We start from the raw sequence: 24,734 nt of genomic DNA on the forward strand, positions 1-24,734 counted from the left end.
TTTTTTACGTTTGGGAGAAAAATAATTACGCTTCAGAGTAATTAATTGTTGCGTTTTAGAGTAAGATGAATTACTATATAAAGTAAGGAGGTGGAAATAATGGAAAATATAAGATTAAATGTTCCATTATTGCGAAGGAGGGTGCCAAACCTTACAAGTGCAGCACGTGAGGTCGGCTTAAGGCCGGCAACTGTATCGAATTTATGTACGGGGAAAATTCCAGTGGGACGCTCTGAAGTTCGCACGATTGTAGCTTTAGCAGAATTAGCACAATGTAGTCTAGATGAATTAATTTTACGAGGGGAGAATGTGGAGATGATTGAGACAAAAATAAAAACATTAGATTTATTTGCACCGATCGTTAAGGGAGGAACTATTGGGCTTGTTGCTCGGCCTGGAATGGGTCAGCTGGTTGTATTGGCGGAACTATTTTATCGATTTAAGAGAGAAGGTTATACTACCGTTTTATTGAAACCAGAAAACGATCATCCAGAGTTAGCGGAAATCCTAGATGATACAGAGATTGTTGCTGAAAGTATTGAAAAGGCTTTTGCGGAAATGTCCGTAGTTGGTAAAAATAAAGAAATCATTTTCGTTGCCGACCGTTCACATGTATTAACAGGTGAAATCTTTGAACTTCAGGAAAAATTACAAGATGTCGATATCAAGACCGTCACAACCTTTTTATTAGATTTAAAAGGTGCTTCTGTGGATGAGGATCTTCCATATGGACCGCTTGAAACATTATGGCAGTTTGATATGGATCTAGCAGTAAGACATCGTTACCCAGCGGTTAACCCAATCTACTCTACATCTTCTGTATTAGAAGGTGCGCACCTAGACCAAAACCACCTAACGATCCAACAAAAAGCCCAAAAACTATTACGCCGTTACCGAGAATTACGTTCGCTTGTAAATGTGAAAGGAATTAACGGGATACCAGCATCTGAAATCGAAACGTTTCATCGCGGAGAACGTTTAGAAGCATATTTGACTCAGCCCTTCTATGTTGCTGAAGCGTTTACGGGTATTAAAGGTAAGGAAGTAAGTCTCAAGGATACCTTAAATGATGTAAAGAAAATTTTAGACGGGGTCGTCGATTCCAGGGATATCGCATCATTTAATTTCATCGGGACGATATAATGGTTCTATGGGGTTGGAGTGACGCAAAAGGAAATCAATTGATTGAAAAAGACACTATCGATATTTGCTCGACAGCAACCCCTTAAAAATCAAAACCTCCAGAACTGGAGGTTTCATTTTTTTATTAGAAACATTTTTGTTTTTCATTCTCTTTAAATATGTTTCCACTTTTTACAAAGTACTATATCGGAAACAGTCGGTCGTTTAATATTGTATTTTTCTGCTAATTCATACTGAGTTGCTGTTTTTTGCCTTCCTTGCTTTATAGCTTTTTCATACTCATTTCTTATGGCCATCACTGTTTGGTCGGTTAATTTTGCTCGTTTATTACCTTCGCCGCGATTTTTCAGCGAAATTTGTTTTTTCCATTCCTCTTTAAAACCACGAACTCTAATTTTGTTACGCAAATGATCTAATTGGATAGGGGTAAGTTTGGGATTACCGTATTTTTTCATTCTTAATTTTGCTGCTTCTTTAGGGTTTCGACTACCGTCTAAATTTTGGTTCAAAATTTTTAATGTCATCGTTTGTCCTATATTTAATCTTTGAGCGACTTCTTTGATACTTAACTTCTTGTCATAATAAAAGTAACCAACTTCTTTTATTAATTCAGGAGTTCTTTTTGTGCTTCTAGTCATAGGAGCCTCCTTGTTCTAATTTAAAATTTCCTTATATAAAAACAACTTGCATGCGAATTAGTAACTCCCATTAAAAAAAACAACTACAATCTGAACTGCCCGCTTGACAATGAAAATTTTAACATGGTCTGGTAAAGTAATTAAATTCCAGATATCTTAATAGGTTCTTAAGTATTCCTTAAAGCAATCAAATTTTGCATTGTATCATCAATTCGGTATACAGTCAGCATACCTAGACCGGTCCCTTTGGTATCTTTCGACGAAAAGTAAGGCTCTTTGAGCCGATTTTTCTGTTTTTCGGTCGTGTCGGTCCCTTTCCCTTAAACTACAGGGTATATGACTAATAATATTTCAAAATAAGTTGGAAAAAATCCAACTGTTTAATGTATTGGGTGGTAAGTATACTTAAATAAACTAGAGTAGTATCTAGGTTTATTAGATGATTAACATAGTTGTGTTTTTTGATGTTCTAACTTTTTCAATTTTTTTGTTTAAATCTGACTATAACCATAAAATCAAAGCGCAAGATCTTGCTTTTAGAAAGAAATAAATTATTAATGAAAGGATGAATGGACAGATAATGAGTAATAGATTGATTATTGGAATGGACGGCGGAGGGACAAAAACGAGAGTCATGGTCAAAGAACGACCAGATGGAGAAACGCTATTTGACCAAAATTTCGGGATGTCAAATTATAATAACATCGGCGTAGACGGACTTAGACCAGTATTTCGCGAAATTTATGAAGCTTTATTCTCTTGTTTTCAAGAGCAACTGCATGATGCGATTCTCGTATTAGGTTCTGCAGGTGTAGATAGACCGAAGGATGTCGAAATCTATCTGACTGCATTAAAAGAAAGCGGATTCACTTGCCGACTAGAAGTAGTGAATGATGCAGAAATTGCACTTGTTGGCGGCAATGGAGATCGAAAAGATGCTTTGATGATTGCAGGAACAGGTTCCATTGTTGTGGGAATTGATTCTAAAGGAAAAATCGTACGCTCTGGTGGATGGGGCGGATTGATAAGTGATGAAGGAAGTGGTTTCCAAATTGGTCGACATGCGATTGCGGCCGTAATGCAAGAGTACGACAAAGTTATTGCACCTACATCCTTTACGGAAAAGTTGCTTGCTCATTTTCAGTTGAATTCTCCAGAAGATTTTATGGATTTATTATATTTGGAAGATACGCTGCCAGTTGACAAGGTAGCTTCATGTACGCCAATTATTCTAGAAGCATGGGCAAAAGGAGACGAAGCTTCCTGTACGATTGTTGAAGCAGAGCTAGAGAAATTAGTTCGTTTAGTCGTTGGAATCAGTCGACAAATGGGGTCAGAAAACTTCGGTCTCTCTGTTGCAGGCAGTTTGTTGACGAAATCAACAGATTATTTCGGCACGTTAAAAGAGAAGTTACGTGTGGTTTTACCACAAGTAGAGATTTCTACTCCACTTTATGATCCAGTATTCGGTGCCATCATTATTGGTGCGCAGGTACAAGTAAATACAAATTTAGAATAGTAAGGAATGTGACGTAACATGCGAGAAATAGGAATTAGTGTGTATCCTAACTTTTATCCTTTAGATCAAATCAAAAATTATTTAGAAAAGGCCCATTCGTTTGGTTTTAAAAAAGTATTTGTTTCACTGATTTTAAATAATCATGGTTTTGAAGGTGCCGAGGATGTAAATGCGAACACTTGGAATAACATATTGAATTACTGTAAAGAACTTGGTATGACTGTATCAGCTGATATGAATGATGAAGTTTTCAATGAGTTGGGTTGTACATTGACCGATCTTACAGCGTTACAAAAGATGGGCATCACAAAACTCCGTATTGATGGAGGTTTTACGGGCGAAGAAATTGCACTTCTTTCAAAAAATCAGCAGGGGATTCAAATAGAAGTAAATGCTTCGATGTCTTCTTCTGATAATCAGAATGGAAACGCTTTGCGTGAATGTCGTGAATTTTTAGAAACAGTAGAAAAAGAAGGAAATATTGGTCAACTAACGGCCTGTCACAATTTTTTCCCGCTGCCCGATACAGCATTGTCTCTTGAGAACATTCGTCCAATTAACAACTTGTTTGCATCATTCGGTGTGCCGGTCGGAGGGTTTGTTGCATCGCAACTTTCGCCAAAAGATTTGCACCACTTAGGTCATGGGGTTTGTACGATTGAAAAACACCGCTTTTTGCCTTGTCATATTGCAATGTCAGAGTTATTTGCAAATGGTTTTGATGATGTGCTAATTGGTGACTCGTTTGCGGATCTTTCAGAGCTTGCCGAAATGGCAAGATGTTACAAGCAAGATTATATAGAGATTCCAGTTGTATTTAATCCGTTTGTTCCTCAAAATACAAAAATGAAAATTCAAGAGTCCATCCTAATTTCAAGAGTTGATCAGCCTGCCAATCTCATTCGGGCGACGGATACGAGAGGAATGGAAGTGCCTCCTTGCTTTTGTGCACCAAGAGGAAAGTTTACAATCTCTGTATTAAATAATAGAAGTGCTCAATATGAAGGAGAATTACAAATCTCATTGAAAGATTTAGGACAATCTGTTGAACACAATGTGATTGGATTTGTTCATCCCTTTGCAAAAGATTTATTGCCTTATCTTTTAGCAGGCAGAAATAAATTTCGATTAGTAGAATATAAGTGAAAATATTTTATAGTAGATGAATGATTTTAGACTGTTATTTGATGTGTTTAAAAAACAAAGTTATAAAACGTGAATGAAACTAGAGGTGGTGGAATGGTGAAAAGCGCCATTATTCTTGCGGCAGGCAAAGGTACTAAAATGTTTCCTTTCAATGCGGTTCGCTCCAAAACGACAATAAAAATCGCAGGGAAGTCATTAATCCGCTATAACATTGAATCCATTGTGGCGATGGGAATAGAAGAAATTATTGTTGTTGTTAATGAGGAACATCAAAGAGAAATAGAAAATCTTTTATCAGATATAGAAAACGTTAAATTTGTGACTGATCAGACAAATTTAGGAAGTGCAGAAAGTCTGGTAAAAGGGGCTGAGAAACTCTCTGATACGAAGGACTTTATTGTACTCTATGGGGATACCATCGTTGAAGAAAAGGATTTAGAGAGCTTAGTGAATTCTATAAAACCTGCTGTGTTGTTGAAGAATTTGGAGGAATCCTCAAGAAACTGGATTGGTGCGAGTATTGAAAATGGGTTTATTCAGTCGATTGGTGCCCACTATCGTGGGAACAGCATTACCCATCATTTTGCCGGCTTTCACTTTGATGATACACTTCTAGATTATGTGAAAAGAACTCCAGATTATTTTCCAGATGTAAAAGTAGGTGTAGGGGTACCAAAAGAGAGATATATTGAAGCGGGACTTCTGAAATCGCTTGATAAAATAAAATTGAATGCGATCGAATGTAGTGGATTTTTCTTTGATATTGATAAGCCTTGGCATATGTTAGAAGCGAACCAATTTATGGTAGATCATTTTTGTAACTCCCTACAAGAGAACCAACTAGCAGAAGGTGCAACGATTTCAGCAAATGCAACCATTCATGGCCTTGTAAAACTTGGCAAGAACTCCTCAATTGGTGATCGAGTTGTCATTCACGGTAACCTGATTGTGGGTGACAATACAAACATTGATAATGGAGCCATTTTTAATGGCAATGCTGTGATTGGTGATCATACAAAAATTAGTAATTACTGCATCATTTACGATGGAGTATCGATAGGTTCGAATTGTATATTCGACCATTGTGCAGAGTTCCTTGGTGGAATGGTGATGGATAAGGTATATCTTTACCACTATGGCGAGTTTTATGGTGCAATTGGCAGTCATACGGATATCGGGGCAGCAACCGTTTGCGGAACATTACGCTTTGATGACGGAGAAACGGAGCACGTTGTGAATGGACGAAAAGAAGTACCGTTACATTTTTCAAATGCTGCTTATCTTGGCGACTATTGCAGAACGGGCGTAAATACGATTATTATGCCTGGATGTAAAATAGGTGCATATAGTGTTCTCGGAGCTGGTGCAATCATCGATAAAGATATCGAAAAAAATAGTCTTGTTTTCGTGAAACAAGATTTAATTATAAAAAAATGGACCGAAAATAAATACGGCTGGTAATAGATAGATTAGAAGTTTTCGAAACCTATGACATGGGTATTCAAATTAATAAAAGAAGGAATAGTGATAATGGAGAATTATTATCAATATGTGACAGCAAATCTCGAAAAACTGCATACGACACAGAATGAAAAAATGGATGAAGCGGCCATATGCATTTTTGAAGCACTTCAAAATGGAGGTCGCTTCCTAGTTACAGGTTCAGGTCACTCCCATATGTTTGCGGAAGAATTTTATGTAAGAGCGGGTGGATTTGCACAAGTCTCGCCTATTTTGCCAAATGAATTTTTATTACACGATCATCCTTTAAAAAGTACTGTGATTGAACGCCTAGAAGCCTATGCAAAAGTTATCTTTGATTTATATAAAATCAACTCAAAGGATGTACTTGTCATTGCTTCCAATTCTGGAAGAAATGGAATGACTGTGGAACTTGCAAAAATGGCACAGGAATGTGGTACAAAGGTCATTGCATTTACAAATCCGAATCATCCTACAGGTTCAAAATCAAGACACAGCAGCGGAAAATACCTATTTGACTTCAGTGATGTTGTTATTGATAGTTGTACTGGACCTGGGGATGCTCACTTTTATGTAGAAGAAGCAAACACTGGTATGGGGGCAACTTCTACTATGGCGGGAGCTTTTGTTGCTCAAACCATTTCTATTTTGTTAGCAAAAAAATACCAACAAGCTGGAATGAAACCGCCAGTGTTTAAGAGCTCTAATGTTGATGGCGGAGATGAATGGAATAAAGAACTTTTTGCGAAGTATTATGGTGTTTAATCAAGCCCTGATAAGTAACTAGTAAAGTGAATATGAGCTCAATGAGAAAAGCGTTTCCAAGACATGGGAACGCTTATTTGGCTTATATAAAATTTGCCATGTACTGGACATGGAGGAAAATTCAAGGGATATATAAGTTTTACTTAACATGTATGAAGTAATTCTAAATTTTTAAATGTGTAGATCTATGTTAAGATTCGTTCAGATTATTTTTTAAGTTGTAGATAGTGCTATTTAGCATCAAATTTATAAGCTAGACTATTAATTTGTTTCAAATTGCTAGGTATATTGGAAAAAATCAAACTGTTAAATGGATTTGGCGGGAAGTAAACTTAAACCAACTAGAAGAGTTTCTAGAGTGATGAGGTAATGTATGCGAAGAGATTTAATTTTACAATATTTGTATCAAAAAGGCAAAACACTTACATCCTATGAACTTGAATCAGAATTCGCCATTTCAAATCGGACATTACGAAATGAATTGAAGGAATTAAACGTTATTGGAGAAAAATCTGGATTTGTTATTCAGAAAAAACGCGGTGAAGGATATTTACTTCATGTAGAAAATCAAGAAATGGTTCAATCGTATTTAGAAGAAATTAAGGGAGCTTTAGCCCCGGATTTACCTCGTGTTCGTGTAATCAATATTATTATGCTATTGCTACAAACGACAGAGTTTCAAACCATTGATATGTTTGCTGATAGCCTATTGATCAGCAGATCGACCGTTCTTAGCGATATGGTTGATGTTGAAAGGCAAGTTAGGCTTTTTGATTTAAAAGTAGAAGCAAAATCACGTTACGGTGTTCGTTTACTAGGTGACGAAACAAATTTCAGAAGGGCGTTTTCCTATTTCTTAAGTCAAAAGGAAACAGGATTGTTAAAAAAATCTAATTATCTAAATTTCGAGAAAGCGTTTCCATTTGAAGAAATTAGAGCTGTTTTGAGTGAAGAGGTACAAATCAATCATTTGAAAGTAAGTTATTTTGCCCTTGAGAACATTTTAGTGCATATTCAAATACTCTCATTTCGAGTCACTCAACACAATTTTATATTGCCTAATCAAGAAAAGAAGTTAGATGTTTCCCTGATTAAGCCATCTTATATGAATATAGCCAAGAGAATTTGTGAAGTACTTTCTGAACTATACCATGTTGTACTTCCAGAGAGTGAAATGATCTATCTTGCTGCACATATAAGTGGTAAATCTAGTGTGGATGATATTGAGGAACAAGAAAAGAATGATTTGGAACAGAAACTAAAGAATTGTTTTGAAAAATTAGATCAAACTTTCTTGACACAGTTTACAGGTGATCAGCAACTTTTGGATATGCTTTTGATGCATATGTATCCGTTGTTAAGAAGAATCTATTTCAACCTAAAGCTTACAAATCCATTGATAGATGATGTATACAGTAGATATTCCGACGTCTTTATGATTGCATTAAAATTTTCTGAAATGATAAAGGAAATATGGGGATTCGAACTTTCTAGCGATGAAATGGGATACATTACCATGCATTTTGCAGCTCATATGGAAAGAGAAAAGCAAAAACAATTAAGTTCCTATAAGAAGATTCTACTATCGTACGGATCAGGAGCAGGATCGGCTGATTTACTTAAAATGAAACTCGAAACACTTTTTCAAGGTGCAACGATTAACGTCGTTCTATACAGTGAACTTCAATCGGTTCGTCTAGAAGAATATGATTTATTAGTTTCATCCCATCCGATTCGTTTTGACAATATTTCAATTCCATATATTCAAGTACCACCAATACTAACTGAGACGGATATCCAGAGAATTTGTCGAACGCTTACTAGGTATCCGGCAAATAGAGTTAAGGAAAATGCACCAACACTCTTATCTCTGTTTCATTCAGAAATGTTTTATATCGAAGATACTAGAGAGGCTTTTGACTACAAAGCTTACATTAAAGAAAAAGCGAAAAGAGTTGTTGAATTGGGTTTTGCAACACTTGACTTTCCTGATTTGGTTGCCGAACGGGAAGAAAAAATATCGACGATTCTCCAAAATGGGATAGCAGTGCCACATGCATTAAAAATGGTTGCTATTCAAGATTCGATAAGTGTTGTGATATTTAAGAATCCAATAACTTATGATGGAAAGGTTGTACAAATACTTTTTTTAATTAATCTGCGGGCGGGAGACTTGTTTCTACACAAGGAGTTAAGTCGGTTAGTTTTACATTTAATGGAGCATCCCGAAGCGAAACAGAGAATTCTGAAGTCAACTAACTTCAATGATTTTCAATACGAGGTTTCTAAAATATTATTCTGCTAGACTAACAAGATTTTTGCCAATTATGTGAAAGGGGTTGATAGTAGCAGGGGAATGAAGGGTTTAGAATGTATGGTTAAATCTCTGAGTTGGAAAATGGATTCGAATATATTATTTAGGAGGAACATAATGAAAAGAAATAAATTGCGTTTTGGTAAACCTGTTACGGCGGCTGTTTTAGCAGCTACAATAGCTGCAGGTAATTATAGTGGTGTAGTTGTTAAAGCTGCTCCTACAATTTCAGCCCATTCTTTTACGGTAGCTCCTGTTTCAACTGGCACAAGTATTTACATGAACACTACACATATCACTCATGCAAAACCTACTGGTTTAGATACAACAAAGCCAGTAAAATGGACAACTTCTGATCCATATGTTGCATATGTAGATATGGTTGGCAACGAAAAAGGTGATTTCAGCGGAAAGATTTTAGGCGTAACTGGTGGTACGGCAAAAATCACTGGTACTGGAGTGGATACAACTGGTGCTGCTAAAACTGTAGAGATTACTGTTACTGTAGTAGAAGCACAAGGTACTACTAATCTTGAAAAATTAGTTTACTACTATAATGCTGGGGATGATAGGATACCAGCTGCCCTTTCAACATCGACTTGGAAAACAACTAATATTCCTTCTGCTCCAGCAGGAAAGAAATTCCCATCAAAGAGCTATGTGGGATATGTTGAAGGAGAAGACGGTGTAAAATGGTTAATTTCAAAAGACACTTTAATCAAGTCAAATGATAAAATCATCCTGGGTGATGAGAGAGCGCATGGAGTAATTACTGGTATCGTATCTGATGCAATTACACTTTACGATCCTAACGTATCTTCGGCTGATCAAATTCAATATTTGCAGGGTGGAAGATATATTCCACAAACTGGTGGTTCTTCAGGTTCTGGTACTAATAATGCTGGTAATACTGCAACATTTAACGCAAAAGAAGTGATTACCAACATCATGCCTGATGGTAATAATGGACTTTGGATTCTTGGCGAAAAAGGAAACGCAACTCACATTGTGAGAAAGCAAATGTCCTTACAAAGTAAAGCATTACTTCAAACAGAAATTTCAAGAAATTTTACAGACAGATACGGATTCCAATCTGGTAATATGAGATTCACTACTCAAGAGGACATGATGAAAGCGCTTATGACAGCTGATAAAGATGCTGCTAGAGGAAACTATGATACAGACAATGACGGTCTTTGGACGACAATGTATGCTTCTGGTGAAATCTGGAGATACAACTACATGAAAAATACATTTGGTCCAAATGATGAAAGAACAAAAGATGCAAAAGCATCTGCTATTCGTGCAGTTGAATCAATCGTAACGCTTGGTTATGTATCTGGTACGCAATTAAAAGTTACTTCTCAATACAATGTAAACGACTATATGTACGTTGTTAACTCTTATGGTGGAAACGTAAAAACGATCGCTGAAGCAAAAGCATGGCTTACTGCTAACGAAGGAAAGCCAGTATTCGTTGATGAAAAGGGTAAATATACATTGACTGACACTGGAAATCCTGCTTCAGCTGGTTTCTTTGCTCGTACGTACAAAGTAGACACAAGTAACAATGGCGCTACAATTCCAGAAGCTAGAACATGGGATAATGCATGGATTCAAAAGAAGGCAGGACAAGCTGAAGATATTAATGGAAATACAGTTTGGTATAATGTCCCTGGCTCTTTCAAAAATGGAACACAAACTGATCTTAAAGCATATGACACAGTTGCAGTACCTCCACGTTTAACAGAAATATTTGCAAACCAAAACGAAGGTTTTGATGCGGATTCAATGGATTTAGACTCAAATAAAGTTTATTACAAAGCAACAACATCAACTGATGAATTAGTAGGTCATTATTTTACATTAGACCTAGCATATAAGGCATTCAAAGAAGATGATCCAGAACTAGCAGCGCTTATCAAAAATGATATGATTAACCACACAAATGCACTAGTTCTAAATAACTATTTCCAATTGACTGTTAATGGTGAGAACCCTGCTGAATCTCGTTTTGCTAGTGGTTCTGTTCCTGGAAATGGATTAAACGGCCCGAATGCTCCAACTAGATGGGCAAATATGAACCCTGAATACCTTGATGGTAATAAGGATGCATGGGGAAGAGACGCAGACTATGAAGACGGTCCATTAAATGCGCAATTACAGTTACAAGCACTTGTAGTTGCAAGAGATTTGGGTACGTATACTCCTGAAGAAAAAGCAATCCTTGAAGATCAAGGCATTGATGTAATTGAACCACTTGATTTTGCAAACGAATACAAAGTAATGAATGGCGTAAAAGCGTCAGAAAAAGCTAATGAACATAATGATTTTGAAGTAAGATATCCAAAAACATATAACTCAAAATCGATGCTTGATATGACATTACAATATCTTGCAAGATACTTTGGTATTGCTGCTCATAACGGTGATGATATCGGTGTAAGTGGTGTAACTCACGAATCATACATGAACTATTCTGATGAAGAAGAAGAAGCACTAGCATACTACACATTATCTCACCATGCTGATAAGTTTAACGGTGACGAAATCTTAGATGGCATGAATCAATGGTGGACAAACGAAAAGAGAGAGAAAAACCCATTCATGACAACTTTCTACGCGGCTTCTCTAGGTGCTTTGAAAGCTAAAGGTATTGATATCGGAAACGCACAAGTTGACCTTGCAGGTTCAGATTGGTATATGACTCGTATACCTAACAATTTCATGAACTTTGATGTATTATCAGCAAACAGAAATGACATAACACACGTAGCACCAAATCTTATGGTTGACCAATTAATTCCTCGTGATGAAGTTATGATGTCCAAGTACAACACAAACATTTTCGGAACGATGGATAGAAGAACGATTGACTCTGGTAACAGTTTAACAATGGAATCTTCAACTGTCATTTCAATGCCTTACTGGATCACTCAAAACCCTGAAGATGCTGCTTATGTAGAAGATTTAGGATCAGAAGTTACTGAACCAGTTAATAATGGTACAGAAAGCCTTGCATACCCAACTAATTTAGCATCTATGAATCCTCATGCTAAATATAATGCAGACACACATACATTTACAATTAACGTGGGTGACTCTGTAAAGCTTGATGCTAAAACAACGGGATATATTAAAAATGTGTCTTGGGCAACGAATGCTTGGGATCAAGCAGGATATATCAATGGATTACCTACACAAATCAATGCTGAAGCAGATGTATCTAAAGTCATTGACCTAAGAAATATAGCAACGTACGGTGATGAAGGAAACGTAAGACCAACGGATTTAAGTGTAAACGGCGAGTACTATGGTGCTTATGCAACTGGTTTAAAACCAGGAACTGCTACCGTTACGGCGTATGTTATTGATGGATTCTTTAGAACCCCTGCTAAAATAACATACACAATCGAAGTTATTGATCCTAAGAAATCAGCGAAACCAATTGCTCCTACTGTGCTTGACAAGAATTCTTTTGCCTATCCAACATGGTTGAAAACTGCAATGGCTGATTCAAAATTAAATACAGATGGAAACAAATTTGTAGAAGTTAGTTACGAATCATCTTCACCAGACGATGTAGCTGTTGATAGTGAAACTGGAGAAGTTACGTATAAAACAGATAAACAAGCTTTCATCATTGCTACTGTTCTATACTCTGCAATGACAATTGATGGAGAGCCTAGATTTGAAAACGATAGCCACGTGATGACTTTTGTAAGACCTGTTTCTAAGAATTCGAATCGTTAATATTTTAAAAGGATCTTGGTATAAGGGAAATTTCTGATTTACCAAGATCCTAATCCTTTTAGGAGTGATAATTCAATGAAAAGTAATTATTTTGAAGAGAAATTTTTACCGATTGCTTCGAAAATAGGTAATCAAAGACATTTGCTTGCCTTACGTGACGGAATTATGTTTGCAATGCCTCTTATGATAATTGGTTCGTTTTTCATTATCGTAGCTTGGTTAGAAGCAGAATGGTATCAAAACTTCATGGCAAAAACCTTTGGGGACAATTGGAATGCTTTTGGAGACATCGTTTATAACGGTACAATGGGTATCATCGCATTAATTGCTGTATTTGGTGTAGCATACTCACTAGCAGGCAGTTATAAAGTCGATGGAAAGAATATTGATGGTGTTCCAGCTGGTGTTTTAGCATTAGCAGGATATTTAATTGTTAACATTATGAGCACATTCACGGTTGATGAAGAAAGCGTATCCGCTTGGTCACCTGATATTTTTAGTGCACAGTATTTGTTTGTTGGATTAATTGTTGCCATTATTACCGCTGAAATTTATCGTTTCTTCTTACAAAAGAAGATGGTCATTACGTTACCAGATACTGTACCACCAACCGTTTCACGTTCCTTTACAGCCCTTATTCCTGGTTTGGTTATTATTATTTTCTTCTTATTTATTAGATTTATATTTGTGCAAACTAGTTGGGAAACTTTCGCAACTTTTATACAGGTCGTTGTCACACAACCATTTACGATCTTAGGTTCAACCTACATTGGTACGCTTATCGCAAGTTTAATGGAACATCTCTTATGGAGTTTTGGAATCCATGGTTCATCCATCATCACTTCTGTTATGGAACCTATTTGGATTACAAATGCAGATGCAAACTTAGCAGCAGTAAAAGAGGGTGCAAAGACACTGCCGCATATCATTACGTATACATTCTATGAGAATGGTATCTGGATGGGTGGATCAGGTGCTACGTTACCAGTTGCTATCTATATGATGTTTTTAGCAAAATCAAACCTTCTTAAGAAGGTTGGACGTTTGGCGATCGGACCTTCCATTTTTAATGTCAACGAACCAATTATGTTTGGAGTTCCGGTTGTCTTAAATCCATTCTTAATGATTCCTTTCATGCTGGCACCAGTAGCAGTATTAACCGTTACTTATTTTGGTACGTCAATGGGAATTTTCCCACAAACGACTGGTACGATTATTCCATGGACAACACCATATTTCATCAGTGGTTATCTTATGACTGGCGGTAAAATTATGGGTGTAGTCATGCAATTGGTTGCTTTTGCAGTTGCCTCTACAATTTGGTTCCCATTCATTAAGATGTGGGATAAGAAAAACTTAGAAATGGAGAAAGCTAATAATATTATAGATTCCAAAGGAAATCTTAATTTTTAGCGAATACTTACTATGGATATGAAAAAGAAAATATTTACTCAGATTCGAATAAAAAGAATAGCTGCTTTTGCCATAGATGCGGTGATTGTCTCAATCCTCCTTTCAATTGTTTATCGAATAACAGGTTTTGCAAACTTTCCTGGAGTCTTAACAAAGATGATTGAAATTCAAAAAACAATGAGTGAAGCAGCTAGTCAAGATGCTACTGTACAGGTAATGGCTCTTTTTAATGAAGCCTTTCTCCAATCGCTTCTTATCTGGTTTTGTTATGATGTCTTAACAACCTTATTATTAAGAGGTTCTACAATTGGGAAGATGGTTTTTCGATTGAAACTAGCACACATCAATAACAAAAAAGGTAAGCTTGCTTATGGATTATTAGTGATTGTTAGAAGTTTCTTTAAATTTTTATCGATGTTTCTTTTTCAGGGCCTTCCATTTTTGATATCCGTTATAAGCATTTTTGCTAATCCAAACTCATTAGCTGCACACGATCGATTAGCTCGATTAGTCGTAGTCAATAAGAACGACGTTACTAGCTTAGAATAGAAGGGGAAAAAATAATGAATATTTTACTTTGTTGTGCTGCCGGCATGTCTACAAGTCTAATTGTTACAAAGATGGAAAAGGTTGCTACGTCAAAAGGGATTTCAGCACATATTTGGGCAGTTTCTGAATCTGTTGTTCGCTCAGAAGTAGAAGAGGCGGATGTGTTATTGTTAGGACCACAAGTACGTTTTCTATTGAACGAAATGAAAAACATCTGTGGGGAGAAAAACATTCCAGTTGAAGTTATTGATATGATGAATTATGGAATGTGTGATGGTGAAGCTATTCTCGAGCAAGCAATAAAACTAATAGAAAATAAGTAGTATACAAATCGAAAGAAGTGTCTCTTCCTATATAATGCCTTTTGAAAGCAAATGACTTTGAGTTCAAAAGGCATTATGAAGGACATGAAAAAAATATTATAATAAAAAAAATTTAAGTTTGAAAATTTTATAGAATTCAAGAATATCCCAAGGGGTTTTTAACATAGAAAATTTGTGGCCATAAGCTTACAGAGTTTCAAAATTTCTCTTGAAAGAGGAAGGAGGTCAGTTTTATGGTAAAGCATGAAACAGAAATTTTTACATTGATTTTACATGGTGGAAATGGTCGAAGTGCAGCAATGGAGGCCATTCATGCCGCAAAAGAGCAGAATATGGATTTAGCACGCAAGAAATTAAAAGAAGCAAGTGATTCTTTAAATGAGGCACATCATATTCAAACATCGCTAATTCAATCAGAGATTGGTGGAAACCCAACTGAAATTTCACTTTTAATGATTCATGCCCAGGATCACTTGATGAATGCGATGACCGTAAAAGACTTGGCAAAAGAGATTGTAGACATATATGAAAGGGGCCTTAAGTAATGTCAAAGAAATTTAAAGTTGTGACAATTGGCGGGGGCTCCAGTTATACGCCGGAACTAGTTGAAGGCATTATTAAGCGTTATGAAAAAATACCAGTTACAGAACTTTGGCTTGTGGATATCGAAGCAGGTCGCGAAAAATTAGAAATAGTTGGTGCGCTAGCAAAGCGCATGGTCAAAAAAGCTGAAGTTCCAATTGAGATTCACCTTTCGTATGATCGTCGTGAGGCTTTGAAAGATGCTGATTTCGTTACAACACAACTTCGTGTTGGGCAATTGGCTGCACGTGCACTTGATGAAAGAATTCCATTAAAGCATGGTGTTATCGGGCAAGAAACCAATGGTGCAGGTGGATTGTTTAAAGCGCTCCGTACGATTCCCGTTATTTTAGATATTTGTAGGGAAGTTGAAGAGCTTTGTCCAAATGCGTGGGTACTTAACTTTACAAACCCTGCAGGTATGGTGACAGAGGCAGCATTAAGATATTCAAATATTAAGAAATTTATTGGCCTTTGTAATATTCCGATTGGAATGGAAATGGGCATTGCAAAACTTTTAAACGTGGATTACTCTCGTATTCGTATTGATTTTGCAGGTCTTAATCATATGGTTTTTGGATTAGAAGTTTATCTAGATGGAGTAAGTGTAAAAGATAAAGTTCTTGAAATGATCATGGATCCTGCCAATGCAAGTTTTGTAAAAAATATTGACGCCGAGGAGTGGGCACCTGAATTTCTCAAAGGTATCAATGTCATCCCATGCTCATACCATCATTACTACTACAAAACCTCTGAAATGCTGGAGAGAGAATTGAAAGAATTTGAGTCTAATGAAACGCGTGCAGAAGTCGTCCAACGGATTGAAGCATCTCTGTTTGAAAAATATAAAGATGAAACGCTAGATGTAAAACCACCTGAGTTAGAAAAACGTGGCGGAGCATACTACTCCGATGCGGCTTGTCGCTTAATCTCATCTATTTACAATGATACGCGAGATATTCAACCATTGAATACAATGAACAAAGGGGCAATTTCAGGCCTGCCCTATAACGCTGCTGTTGAAGTTAGCTGTGTCATTACAAAGGATGGTCCGGTTCCACTAACGATGGGAGAATTACCAGTTCCAGTTCGAGGATTGATACAAACGATTAAATCTTTTGAACAGATGGCCATTGAGGCTGCGGTAGAAGGAAGTCGTGAAAAAGCAATCGTTGCATTGACGATCAATCCGCTTGTTGCAAACGATAAAGTGGCTATAGCGATTGTAGACGAAATGCTAGAGGCACACAAAGCATATTTACCAAGGTTTTTTTGAAAAAATAGCAAATCCGATTGTTAGATATTTTATCTGATTTCTTGATAATACTTACAAATCCTTGAAGAGAAGTACTTGTCCAAAAAAATCAAAATAAAAACAGAGGAGTGTTAAGAAGCCTCTGTTTTTTGTGCTAAATATTGTTTTAATTTTGCTAGGAAATCTAAGATTAATTTACTTGTAAATAGCATTTTTAACTTACAATTAAGTAAAATAATATTTTTATCCATTTTCAAACTAATGTTGGGTATAAATTTTACTTAGCCCCAAGTCCGCCATCAATACCCAATATATTTCCATTACAATAATCAGAAGATGCCGAAGCAAAGTAAATAACAGCTCCAGCTATATCATTATCTCCGCCTAATCTTCTTGAAGGAGTCTTAGTACCTACCCCGCCCAATTTATTTGCAAGTGTACCTTCTACTTGCGGATCATTCATTCCAGTAGTCATGATTCCAGGTGCAATAGCATTCACAGTCAGTCCATGACGAGCCCACTTGACTGCAAGGTCCTTCGTTAACGTGTTAACGGCACCTTTACTTGCTGCATAACCTACGGAGTCTACTACTTCTGGATCCGTACCCCTAGTTGCAACTGTTGAAGAAACGTTGATGATTTTTCCGTATTTGTTTTCAATCATATGTCTTCCAACAGCCTGACACATTAAGAATGTACCTGTCAAATTTGTATCGATCATAATTTGCCATTCTTTAAAAGGCATCTCCGTCGCTGGGATTTCATATGCTACTCCGCTAGCGTTGACTAAAATTTCAATCTTGCCAAATTGAGAAATTACTTTCTCTACAGCTTGTCCAACAGATTCAGGATTTGTTACATCCAATGCCAGGGCAAATGCTTGTCCTCCTGACGTTTCAATTTCATTTACAACGTTCTCGCAAACTTCTAAACGACGTGAACCTACTACAACGGTAGCACCAGCTTTTGCAAGTGCAATTGCCATTTGACGGCCTAACCCGCTGCCTCCTCCAGTAACAATTGCTGTCTTTCCGGTTAAATCAAAAAATTGGTTCAATGACATGCTGTTTTCCTCCTGTATTGTGAATATTCAAAGATTTTAAAATCCTTATAATATTCATTATACTTATAAATTATAATTATATAAAATTAACGATTTTAATATGTAAGTAAGTATTACTAATATTAGAAAAGGGGTAAATCTATTTACAATGAACATAAAATCTTTAGTTTTAAGCTTTACTTCATAACATATTAAGTTATCTGGAGTTCAGAACATAATGACACCATGATAAAATTTAAACTGTCAATTAACATTAGTTTATGTATACAGTTTTTATTATGGATGTGCTTACATTGGATAGATTATTAGTCAGGGACTGCATCGTTATATTTGCAGTGTTATGTACTTTACTTACAGATATTAATCGAGATACAAAAATCAAACCTGTATCAACAACGTCCACAGCCGTTCATGCAAAACAGCATGATGAAAGTATCGATGTTGACACTAACCCAGAGAGCATTTCTGTTCTAGTAAATCACTTACATAAACTGCCAGAAAGTTATTACCCATCAGAGCTGATTATTGCGGATATTCCATTTGTTTTCCAAGTGAAAACTGAAAAACGAAAAATGCGTGCAGTTGCCGCCGGAGCGATTAAAGAACTATTCACTGATGCAGAAGCACAAGGTATTACATTTTTAGGTGTTTCGGCTTATCGGTCACATGCAACCCAAACAGCATTATTTCACTCTTATGTAAGTAAGGATGGGTATGAGAAAGCATTAACGTACAGTGCATTACCTGGTACGAGTGAACATGAAACCGGTCTTGCAATCGATGTTACCGGAGGAGATGGCGAGTGTGCTGCAGAAGACTGCTTCGCCGGAACAAAAGAGGCAATTTGGCTAGAGGAGAATGCTGCGGATTACGGATTTATTATTCGATATCCGAAAGGTAAAACAGCCATTACTGGTTATCAATATGAGCCTTGGCACCTACGTTATGTTGGGAAATCGATCGCTCTTAAAATTATGAACCAAGGAATTACACTGGAAGAATTTTATCATGCAGAACCAGTTAATAAGTAACAAAAAGCGTCATTTTCCTTTAGGAGGTTGACGCTTTTTATGTTCTGTTTACCTTTATTGACCTGCAGAAGAACACGTAACGAATAGGTGTCAAGAGTTCCAAATTATGCTTGGTTCCTCGATTATCTCAGTTTTGTATTCAATATAAGAGATACTTAACATGTAGGTAAGAAATCCATGATTTCCTATTCATGTCGAAAATTGTAGAATTATTGCAGATGCATCATTGTGAAAATAGAATTTTGTTAATTGCATTTCTAGATGTCTTTAATATTTTTTAAGACTATCAATTACAGCAACAGATTAGTAGACCATATAAAAGGCATAACACAATATTTGTCATAGGGAGTGTGGTCATTGATGGGGCAATTGATAGTAATTTTTGAAGGCGAGGAATATATTATTCTACATCAACATGCATGTGGTTACTGTGAAATAATAAAAGAAAATGATTTTAATCATTTAGTAAAACTAGTTAACTTCTCAGAATTAAAACTTAAGAATTAAGTGAACATAAAAATAATCATTGTATATAGATCCTGGCAAACAAATAACATTCATCCGTGAAGATTAGGTGAGATTCCCCGCCTAATCTTCACGTTTTTCACCTTGGTGAAAATCAGCTTTACTTAATAATCGGGAAAATACCGAAATACTCTTCCAATGTCAAATTTTGTTTCTTCATATCTTGTGCAATGGGTGTACCTACATAGCGAATGTGCCAAGGTTCATATTTGTAGCCTGTTACATGTTCTTTTCCTTTTGGGTAACGAATAATAAAACCAAAATTTGTACTATTCTTTTCGAGCCATTTCGCTTCTTTTGTATTGGCAAAGCAAGAAGCTGCAGCACATTTCCCATTACTTCCACTAACATCAATGGCCAATCCTGTTTGATGTTCACTTGTACCAGGAATTGCACTGTATGTTCTTGCCTTTTCGTAACCATCCCTTTTTACATATCGATTAAAGACTGAGGTTTGCGTTGCATAAGAACGATAACCCGATACTCCGCTCAAATAAACTTTATCCTTTTTTGCTGCTGCAAACATTTTTTCTAAGGCAACCGCCGCTTCCTTCCGTAATTTACGTTTTTCTACTTTTTCGTTAAATATAAAAGAGGTCTGTGGAAAAACTAAATTCTGAGGAACATAACCATTAGGGAGGTATATTTTTTTAGTTACAACTACAGCTATAGATGCAGGATATTTGGTCGTATACACCACTTTTCCATTTTGCGTTTTCTCTTTCTTTATATAAGACATTTTTGAAGCGGTTCCTTGCTGGTTGGAATTGGGTTTATTTACAATTGGAGTTACAGATTTTTCTGTCTCACTCTGCATATTTTTAGAAGAGGAAGACATATCCTCATCTTTGTTGCAACCACCAACACTTATTATTGAAATCAAAATCAATACAACGCTTATATATTTTTTGATCATAATAACAACGCCTTTCACTATAGGATTGTTTTTTCGCAATTAAATTAACTATTTAAAATTAGGATTTGAAATAAAATTTGAATCTATACGAGGCATATGAAAAAAACATGTTCACTACTTTGATGGAGATTGGATATGAGGTCCTTTTTTATTTCCACTTCAAAATCTGAAAACCGTTCTTCTTAGTATGTTGTCAAAGTGGGGCGTATCTAGTTCTTTATGCCTGTTTTAATCGACTAGTTTTTTAAAAATTCATAAAATTAGATTAATTTTGTTTATTTCCACCGAATTTAAAGAAAAATCACTCCTCTAATAATATTAATTTCGACAAAATAAATAAATATTCTTCCAGATAGGAGTTAAAAATTCTATCTTATTTTTGGTTTAAATGACAATCTTTCAGTTGATTTTAAAATATAAGTCTATCGGACTATGCTCAATTCCCCCAATTTACTGTGCTTAATGGTGAATGTACAATTTGTTTTAATCAATAGAGTTAGAGATAAAAGTAAAGTTATTCGATTAAACTTATAAAGTCTCTGGTCACTTAATTGTAGAGAAATAAATATAAACCGCCAAGATCAAATAATAGAGGAGAGACGTAAATGAAAAAGAGTAAATTGAAGGCGTTTAAAGTGATGACTACTGCAGCTGTAACATCCTTACTTCTTTCATCAGTCACAGCTTTTGCGGAAACGAATGAAACTTCAACCGAGTCTCAAGTGTTTGAAGATATAGTGGAACTTGGGGGGGATTTAATTTTTGATAAGAACCAGTTAGATCCTGTAAATGATGATTTATATAATAAAGACATTAATAAAGAAGCTTCGAATAAAGCCTATAACCCAAATGATGTTATTCGTTTAATCGTTGAAGTTGAACAACCAACTGATGAGGAGAAATCATCAAAAAATAAAAAGTCAATAATGAAGCAAAAGCAAGACAAAGTTATTGATGAAATCTCTAAAACGAAAAATTCTAAAGTAAATTCGCAAACTAAAGTAAAACACCGTTATTTTGAAGGTTTTAACGGATTTAGTTTAGAAACTGAGTTTCAGAATATGAAAGAAATCGAGGCTATTCCAGGGGTTACGAATGTACATATTGCTAGAACATTCCATGAAACCATGGCAGCTAGTAAAGAATTGGTACAGGCTCAGAAAGTTTGGGAACATTATGGCTATAAAGGTGAAGGATTAGTTGTCGCGGTCGTAGATTCCGGGATTGATCATTCGCACAAAGATATGAAACTATCTAATGATGCAAAAGCGAAAGAAAAATGGACTCAAGATAAAATGAATCAAAAAATGGCAGAAACAGACGTAAACGAAATTTGGTATTCCGATAAAGTCCCGACAGGTTATGATTGGGCAGACAATGATACAAATGTCATTCCTGGATTAAATGGTAGTCCACATGGAACACACGTTGCTGGAACAGTTGGAGCTAACGGGGACGAAGCAACTGGCGGGGTCGCTGGTATTGCTCCAGGTGTTCAACTATTAGCAGAAAAGGTATTCTCGGATAGTGGCGGCGGAGCCTATGAGGATGATATTATCGCAGGAATCGAGCATGCCGTTACAATGGGTGCAGATGTTATCAACATGAGTTTAGGTGTTGATGCAGGCTATGTTAGTGAAGAAGATGATCCGACTCAAAAAGCCATTCGAGTTGCGACAGAGCGTGGAACACTTGTTATAGTATCAGCTGGTAATTCCGCTCATAGTACGAAAAATAATACATTTCTTGACTCTGCTTCAAAGCCATATGCAGAAAATCCTGATATTGGGACAGTTGGTGCACCGGGTGTAGGTCCATATGCTTTATCGGTAGCATCCTATGAAAATACAAAATTGCATTTAAATACTCTAGCAGATACAGATGGTTTCAAGCTTCCTTTCCAAGACCAAACGATGTTTCCTGCAAAATATAATTTTAAACTTTCAAGATTTTTAAATCCGAATCAAGAGTATGAAATGGTGTTTGCAAACGAAGGACGAAGCAAAGCAGATTTTCCTGTCAATAAAACTGGCTACATTGCAGTAATAAAATTATTAAATGAATATTCTTTCTATTCTTCTATTCAATTTAACGCAGAAAGGTATGGAGCAAAAGCGGTAATCATAATACCAGCTGATAATATGGCGACTGATTATCCTTATCTAAGATTAACTCAAAATTCCATTCCAACTGCTACAACAGGTAAGGCTCCAGGCCAAGAACTAGTAAATAAACTAAAAAGTGGTCAAACCGTCAAGATGAAATTAGCAGGGGATACTTGGATAGATAACGCAAACAAAGACAACATGTCCAGTTTTTCATCCTATGGTTCTCCTAGCACATTAGATTTTAAACCAGAGATTTCTGCTCCTGGTGGAAATGTTTATTCAACTGTTCCAGGAAATGATTATGAAATTATGAGCGGTACATCAATGGCAGCACCTCATGTTGCTGGCGGTTCTGCATTGTTAATGCAGGCACTTTATCAAAAAGGATTAACCCATTCAGAAGATACGGTGTTAAAAGCAAAGATTGCTTTAATGAATACAGCTAATGTTCTCATGGATCCAAGAACAAACGGTGAAGTTCCATATTCACCACGCTTACAAGGATCTGGTTTAATGAAAATTCAAAATGCGATTAACACACCTGTCATTGTAACAAGTCGAAACATGTCTTTAGAACAAGCTGGAGCAGTTGCATTAAAGGAAATAGGACAAACTACAAGCTTTAAATTAAATGTGGAAGCATTCGAAACTCCTAAGGGAAATAATAATAGTGAGGATATCGAATACAAAGTTTTTGTAGATGTTTTAAAGGATCAGACTGAAATGAAAGAATATGATTTAGACACTGATGGTGACTTGGATTCCAAGGAGTATTTAACTTTAAAAAGTGAACGAATCAATGGAGCAACTGTCACTGTCAATGATAATAAAGTTACTGAAACAGAAGGAGCACTTCTTAAAATTAAACCAGGTCAAACAAAACTGCTTACTGTTAATGTAAATTTACCAGATTCCTTAAAGAAAAACAGTTTTGTAGAAGGATTTGTTCGTCTCGTTCCGGTAACCAAAGACCAAGATAAAGCCGTGCCTTTATCCGTTCCTTATATGGGCTTCTATGGAAATTGGGATGAACCACTAAATATCGATCCTCCTGCATGGGAGAAAGATGCATTTTTAGGCTATACAGCACTTTGGGATGGCACATCAGAACGTTATCCAAAGGGATATGATCCTAGTACTGGAACGTTTGATCTTAACAAAATTGCCATCTCGCCAAACTACCATCTAAATGGTATCTATTCTTCATTTACAGCTTTACGTAATCTACAAAAAACAGAAATGTATGTTGAAGATCAATCAAGTAATATCGTTAAATACTTAGGTGACTTCAGTGAATATACAGGAACACCATGGAAATTCAGAAAGAATATCATGTCATTTGGGGATACTTATTACAATGAACTCTATCAATGGGATATGACAAATGAGTCTGGACAATTTGTACCAGATGGAAATTATCAATATGTGATTAAAACGACATTAGACTATCCAGGTGCTAAACCACAGGAAGTTAAAATGCCTGTGAAAGTAGATTCGACACTACCTAAAGTTACTGACATTACTGTAACTCCAAAGGATGAAAAATACGAAATTTCCTGGAAAGGCACAGATAATGAAAACGGAAGTGGATATGTAGCTGCAATGGTTTGGGTGAACGGAAATTATTATCTACCAGGAAAAGCGACAACGTTAGAATTAAACTACGAACCGAAAAGTATTGTAGTAATTGGAGCAGACAACGCTTTTAACCACTCTTACACCGTTTGGGGAGATCAAAGTCCACAATATATGAGTGAATGGATGGTCCTTTCCAATTCTAGTGTATGGCCGACTAAAAATTTAAACAAAAACACTCCAACAGAGTTAGATTACTTTGCCCAAAACAGATCGGACTGGACGATTAATGTTAAAGATTCAAATGGAAATATAGTCGATACGTTTGAAATTAAAAATGAAAAAGAAGTTCATAAAAAATGGGAACCTAAACCGGAGTTACCAAATGGAAATTACTTTATCTCAGCTGACCTAGTAACAAAAGACGGTTTTAAAGTGACAACAACTCCAGTTAAAGTAACAGTTCTTCAATAAACTAATAAAAATAATGGAAGCTAATCCTAATATAGGGTTAGCTTTCCTTTATATGTTTTGGTAATGAGACTAGCTCATATATACATTCGGTAATGGAATTTATTTACTAGATATTTAATATATTTCCAAAATACCATATTGCTATCTAGTTCTTTATACA

At 36.1% G+C, this 24,734-nt stretch carries 17 protein-coding genes; 14 read left to right on the forward strand and 3 right to left on the reverse strand.

Features of this window, described 5'->3' with window-relative positions; all coding sequences use genetic code 11:
- The first annotated feature begins 99 nt into the window (after positions 1–99).
- Positions 100–1,143 carry an ATP synthase beta subunit C-terminal domain-containing protein gene (locus ACY3XC_RS22680; RefSeq protein WP_464870572.1) on the forward strand — a complete coding sequence of 348 codons (1,044 nt, stop codon included), beginning with the start codon at positions 100–102 and terminating at the stop codon, positions 1,141–1,143.
- 152 nt (positions 1,144–1,295) lie between these two features.
- On the opposite strand, the gene ACY3XC_RS22685 is transcribed toward ACY3XC_RS22680, so the two are convergent.
- Complete coding sequence (locus ACY3XC_RS22685) at positions 1,296–1,781, reverse strand: hypothetical protein (protein ID WP_464870573.1); 486 nt, start codon at positions 1,779–1,781, stop codon at positions 1,296–1,298.
- A gap of 580 nt (positions 1,782–2,361) precedes the next feature.
- Here ACY3XC_RS22685 and ACY3XC_RS22690 point away from each other — a divergent pair.
- The 11 genes from ACY3XC_RS22690 (at position 2,362) to ACY3XC_RS22740 (ending at position 16,903) form a co-directional block, all read left to right on the forward strand.
- Positions 2,362–3,300, forward strand: coding sequence for an N-acetylglucosamine kinase (locus ACY3XC_RS22690; RefSeq protein WP_464870574.1), 939 nt, complete (start codon positions 2,362–2,364; stop codon positions 3,298–3,300).
- An 18-nt stretch (positions 3,301–3,318) separates the two neighbouring features.
- Positions 3,319–4,446, forward strand: coding sequence for a MupG family TIM beta-alpha barrel fold protein (locus ACY3XC_RS22695; RefSeq protein ID WP_464870575.1), 1,128 nt, complete (start codon positions 3,319–3,321; stop codon positions 4,444–4,446).
- Positions 4,447–4,539: 93 nt separating this feature from the next.
- On the forward strand, positions 4,540–5,907 hold the full coding sequence (locus ACY3XC_RS22700; protein WP_464870576.1) for a sugar phosphate nucleotidyltransferase: 1,368 nt from the start codon (positions 4,540–4,542) through the stop codon (positions 5,905–5,907).
- Between the two features lie 69 nt (positions 5,908–5,976).
- Positions 5,977–6,693 (forward strand): SIS domain-containing protein, encoded by a 717-nt coding sequence (locus tag ACY3XC_RS22705; RefSeq protein ID WP_464870577.1) that lies wholly within the window; start codon positions 5,977–5,979, stop codon positions 6,691–6,693.
- Positions 6,694–7,066: 373 nt separating this feature from the next.
- Complete coding sequence (locus ACY3XC_RS22710; protein WP_464870578.1) at positions 7,067–8,998, forward strand: BglG family transcription antiterminator; 1,932 nt, start codon at positions 7,067–7,069, stop codon at positions 8,996–8,998.
- A 126-nt stretch (positions 8,999–9,124) separates the two neighbouring features.
- Positions 9,125–12,760, forward strand: coding sequence for a hypothetical protein (locus ACY3XC_RS22715; protein ID WP_464870579.1), 3,636 nt, complete (start codon positions 9,125–9,127; stop codon positions 12,758–12,760).
- Positions 12,761–12,835: 75 nt separating this feature from the next.
- On the forward strand, positions 12,836–14,173 hold the full coding sequence (celB, locus tag ACY3XC_RS22720; protein ID WP_464870580.1) for a PTS cellobiose transporter subunit IIC: 1,338 nt from the start codon (positions 12,836–12,838) through the stop codon (positions 14,171–14,173).
- 12 nt (positions 14,174–14,185) lie between these two features.
- Positions 14,186–14,722 (forward strand): RDD family protein, encoded by a 537-nt coding sequence (locus tag ACY3XC_RS22725; RefSeq protein WP_464870581.1) that lies wholly within the window; start codon positions 14,186–14,188, stop codon positions 14,720–14,722.
- Positions 14,723–14,736: 14 nt separating this feature from the next.
- A complete protein-coding gene (locus ACY3XC_RS22730) occupies positions 14,737–15,045 on the forward strand; it encodes a PTS sugar transporter subunit IIB (RefSeq protein ID WP_464870582.1) in 309 nt (102 codons plus the stop codon).
- Positions 15,046–15,278: 233 nt separating this feature from the next.
- Positions 15,279–15,590, forward strand: coding sequence for a PTS lactose/cellobiose transporter subunit IIA (locus ACY3XC_RS22735; RefSeq protein WP_464870583.1), 312 nt, complete (start codon positions 15,279–15,281; stop codon positions 15,588–15,590).
- Positions 15,590–16,903 carry a 6-phospho-beta-glucosidase gene (locus tag ACY3XC_RS22740; RefSeq protein ID WP_464870584.1) on the forward strand — a complete coding sequence of 438 codons (1,314 nt, stop codon included), beginning with the start codon at positions 15,590–15,592 and terminating at the stop codon, positions 16,901–16,903. The genes ACY3XC_RS22735 and ACY3XC_RS22740 overlap by 1 nt, the downstream gene beginning before the upstream one ends.
- 256 nt (positions 16,904–17,159) lie before the next feature.
- Here ACY3XC_RS22740 and ACY3XC_RS22745 read toward each other — a convergent pair whose 3' ends face one another.
- Entirely contained in the window at positions 17,160–17,945 is a 786-nt protein-coding gene (locus ACY3XC_RS22745) for an SDR family NAD(P)-dependent oxidoreductase (RefSeq protein WP_464870585.1), read from the reverse strand.
- Between the two features lie 293 nt (positions 17,946–18,238).
- On the opposite strand from ACY3XC_RS22745, the gene ACY3XC_RS22750 reads away from it, so the two are divergent.
- Positions 18,239–18,976, forward strand: a complete 738-nt coding sequence (locus ACY3XC_RS22750) for a M15 family metallopeptidase (protein WP_464870586.1) — start codon at positions 18,239–18,241, stop codon at positions 18,974–18,976.
- A 625-nt stretch (positions 18,977–19,601) separates the two neighbouring features.
- On the opposite strand, the gene ACY3XC_RS22755 is transcribed toward ACY3XC_RS22750, so the two are convergent.
- Complete coding sequence (locus ACY3XC_RS22755) at positions 19,602–20,417, reverse strand: M15 family metallopeptidase (RefSeq protein ID WP_464870587.1); 816 nt, start codon at positions 20,415–20,417, stop codon at positions 19,602–19,604.
- Positions 20,418–21,022: 605 nt separating this feature from the next.
- Between ACY3XC_RS22755 and ACY3XC_RS22760 the strand changes: the two genes are divergently transcribed.
- Positions 21,023–24,574: a S8 family serine peptidase gene (locus tag ACY3XC_RS22760; protein ID WP_464870588.1), complete on the forward strand. Its 3,552-nt coding sequence runs from the start codon at positions 21,023–21,025 to the stop codon at positions 24,572–24,574.
- The last annotated feature ends 160 nt before the right edge of the window (positions 24,575–24,734 follow it).

It is taken from the genome of Bacillus sp. CZDM1 (assembly GCF_055502545.1).

Coding starts and splice junctions, on each gene's coding strand:
- ACY3XC_RS22680 (WP_464870572.1), top strand. CDS start 100: ATGGAAAATATAAGATTAAATGTTCCATTATTGCGAAGGAGGGTGCCA.
- ACY3XC_RS22685 (WP_464870573.1), bottom strand. CDS start 1,781: ATGACTAGAAGCACAAAAAGAACTCCTGAATTAATAAAAGAAGTTGGT.
- ACY3XC_RS22690 (WP_464870574.1), top strand. CDS start 2,362: ATGAGTAATAGATTGATTATTGGAATGGACGGCGGAGGGACAAAAACG.
- ACY3XC_RS22695 (WP_464870575.1), top strand. CDS start 3,319: ATGCGAGAAATAGGAATTAGTGTGTATCCTAACTTTTATCCTTTAGAT.
- ACY3XC_RS22700 (WP_464870576.1), top strand. CDS start 4,540: ATGGTGAAAAGCGCCATTATTCTTGCGGCAGGCAAAGGTACTAAAATG.
- ACY3XC_RS22705 (WP_464870577.1), top strand. CDS start 5,977: ATGGAGAATTATTATCAATATGTGACAGCAAATCTCGAAAAACTGCAT.
- ACY3XC_RS22710 (WP_464870578.1), top strand. CDS start 7,067: ATGCGAAGAGATTTAATTTTACAATATTTGTATCAAAAAGGCAAAACA.
- ACY3XC_RS22715 (WP_464870579.1), top strand. CDS start 9,125: ATGAAAAGAAATAAATTGCGTTTTGGTAAACCTGTTACGGCGGCTGTT.
- celB (WP_464870580.1), top strand. CDS start 12,836: ATGAAAAGTAATTATTTTGAAGAGAAATTTTTACCGATTGCTTCGAAA.
- ACY3XC_RS22725 (WP_464870581.1), top strand. CDS start 14,186: ATGGATATGAAAAAGAAAATATTTACTCAGATTCGAATAAAAAGAATA.
- ACY3XC_RS22730 (WP_464870582.1), top strand. CDS start 14,737: ATGAATATTTTACTTTGTTGTGCTGCCGGCATGTCTACAAGTCTAATT.
- ACY3XC_RS22735 (WP_464870583.1), top strand. CDS start 15,279: ATGGTAAAGCATGAAACAGAAATTTTTACATTGATTTTACATGGTGGA.
- ACY3XC_RS22740 (WP_464870584.1), top strand. CDS start 15,590: ATGTCAAAGAAATTTAAAGTTGTGACAATTGGCGGGGGCTCCAGTTAT.
- ACY3XC_RS22745 (WP_464870585.1), bottom strand. CDS start 17,945: ATGTCATTGAACCAATTTTTTGATTTAACCGGAAAGACAGCAATTGTT.
- ACY3XC_RS22755 (WP_464870587.1), bottom strand. CDS start 20,417: ATGATCAAAAAATATATAAGCGTTGTATTGATTTTGATTTCAATAATA.
- ACY3XC_RS22760 (WP_464870588.1), top strand. CDS start 21,023: ATGAAAAAGAGTAAATTGAAGGCGTTTAAAGTGATGACTACTGCAGCT.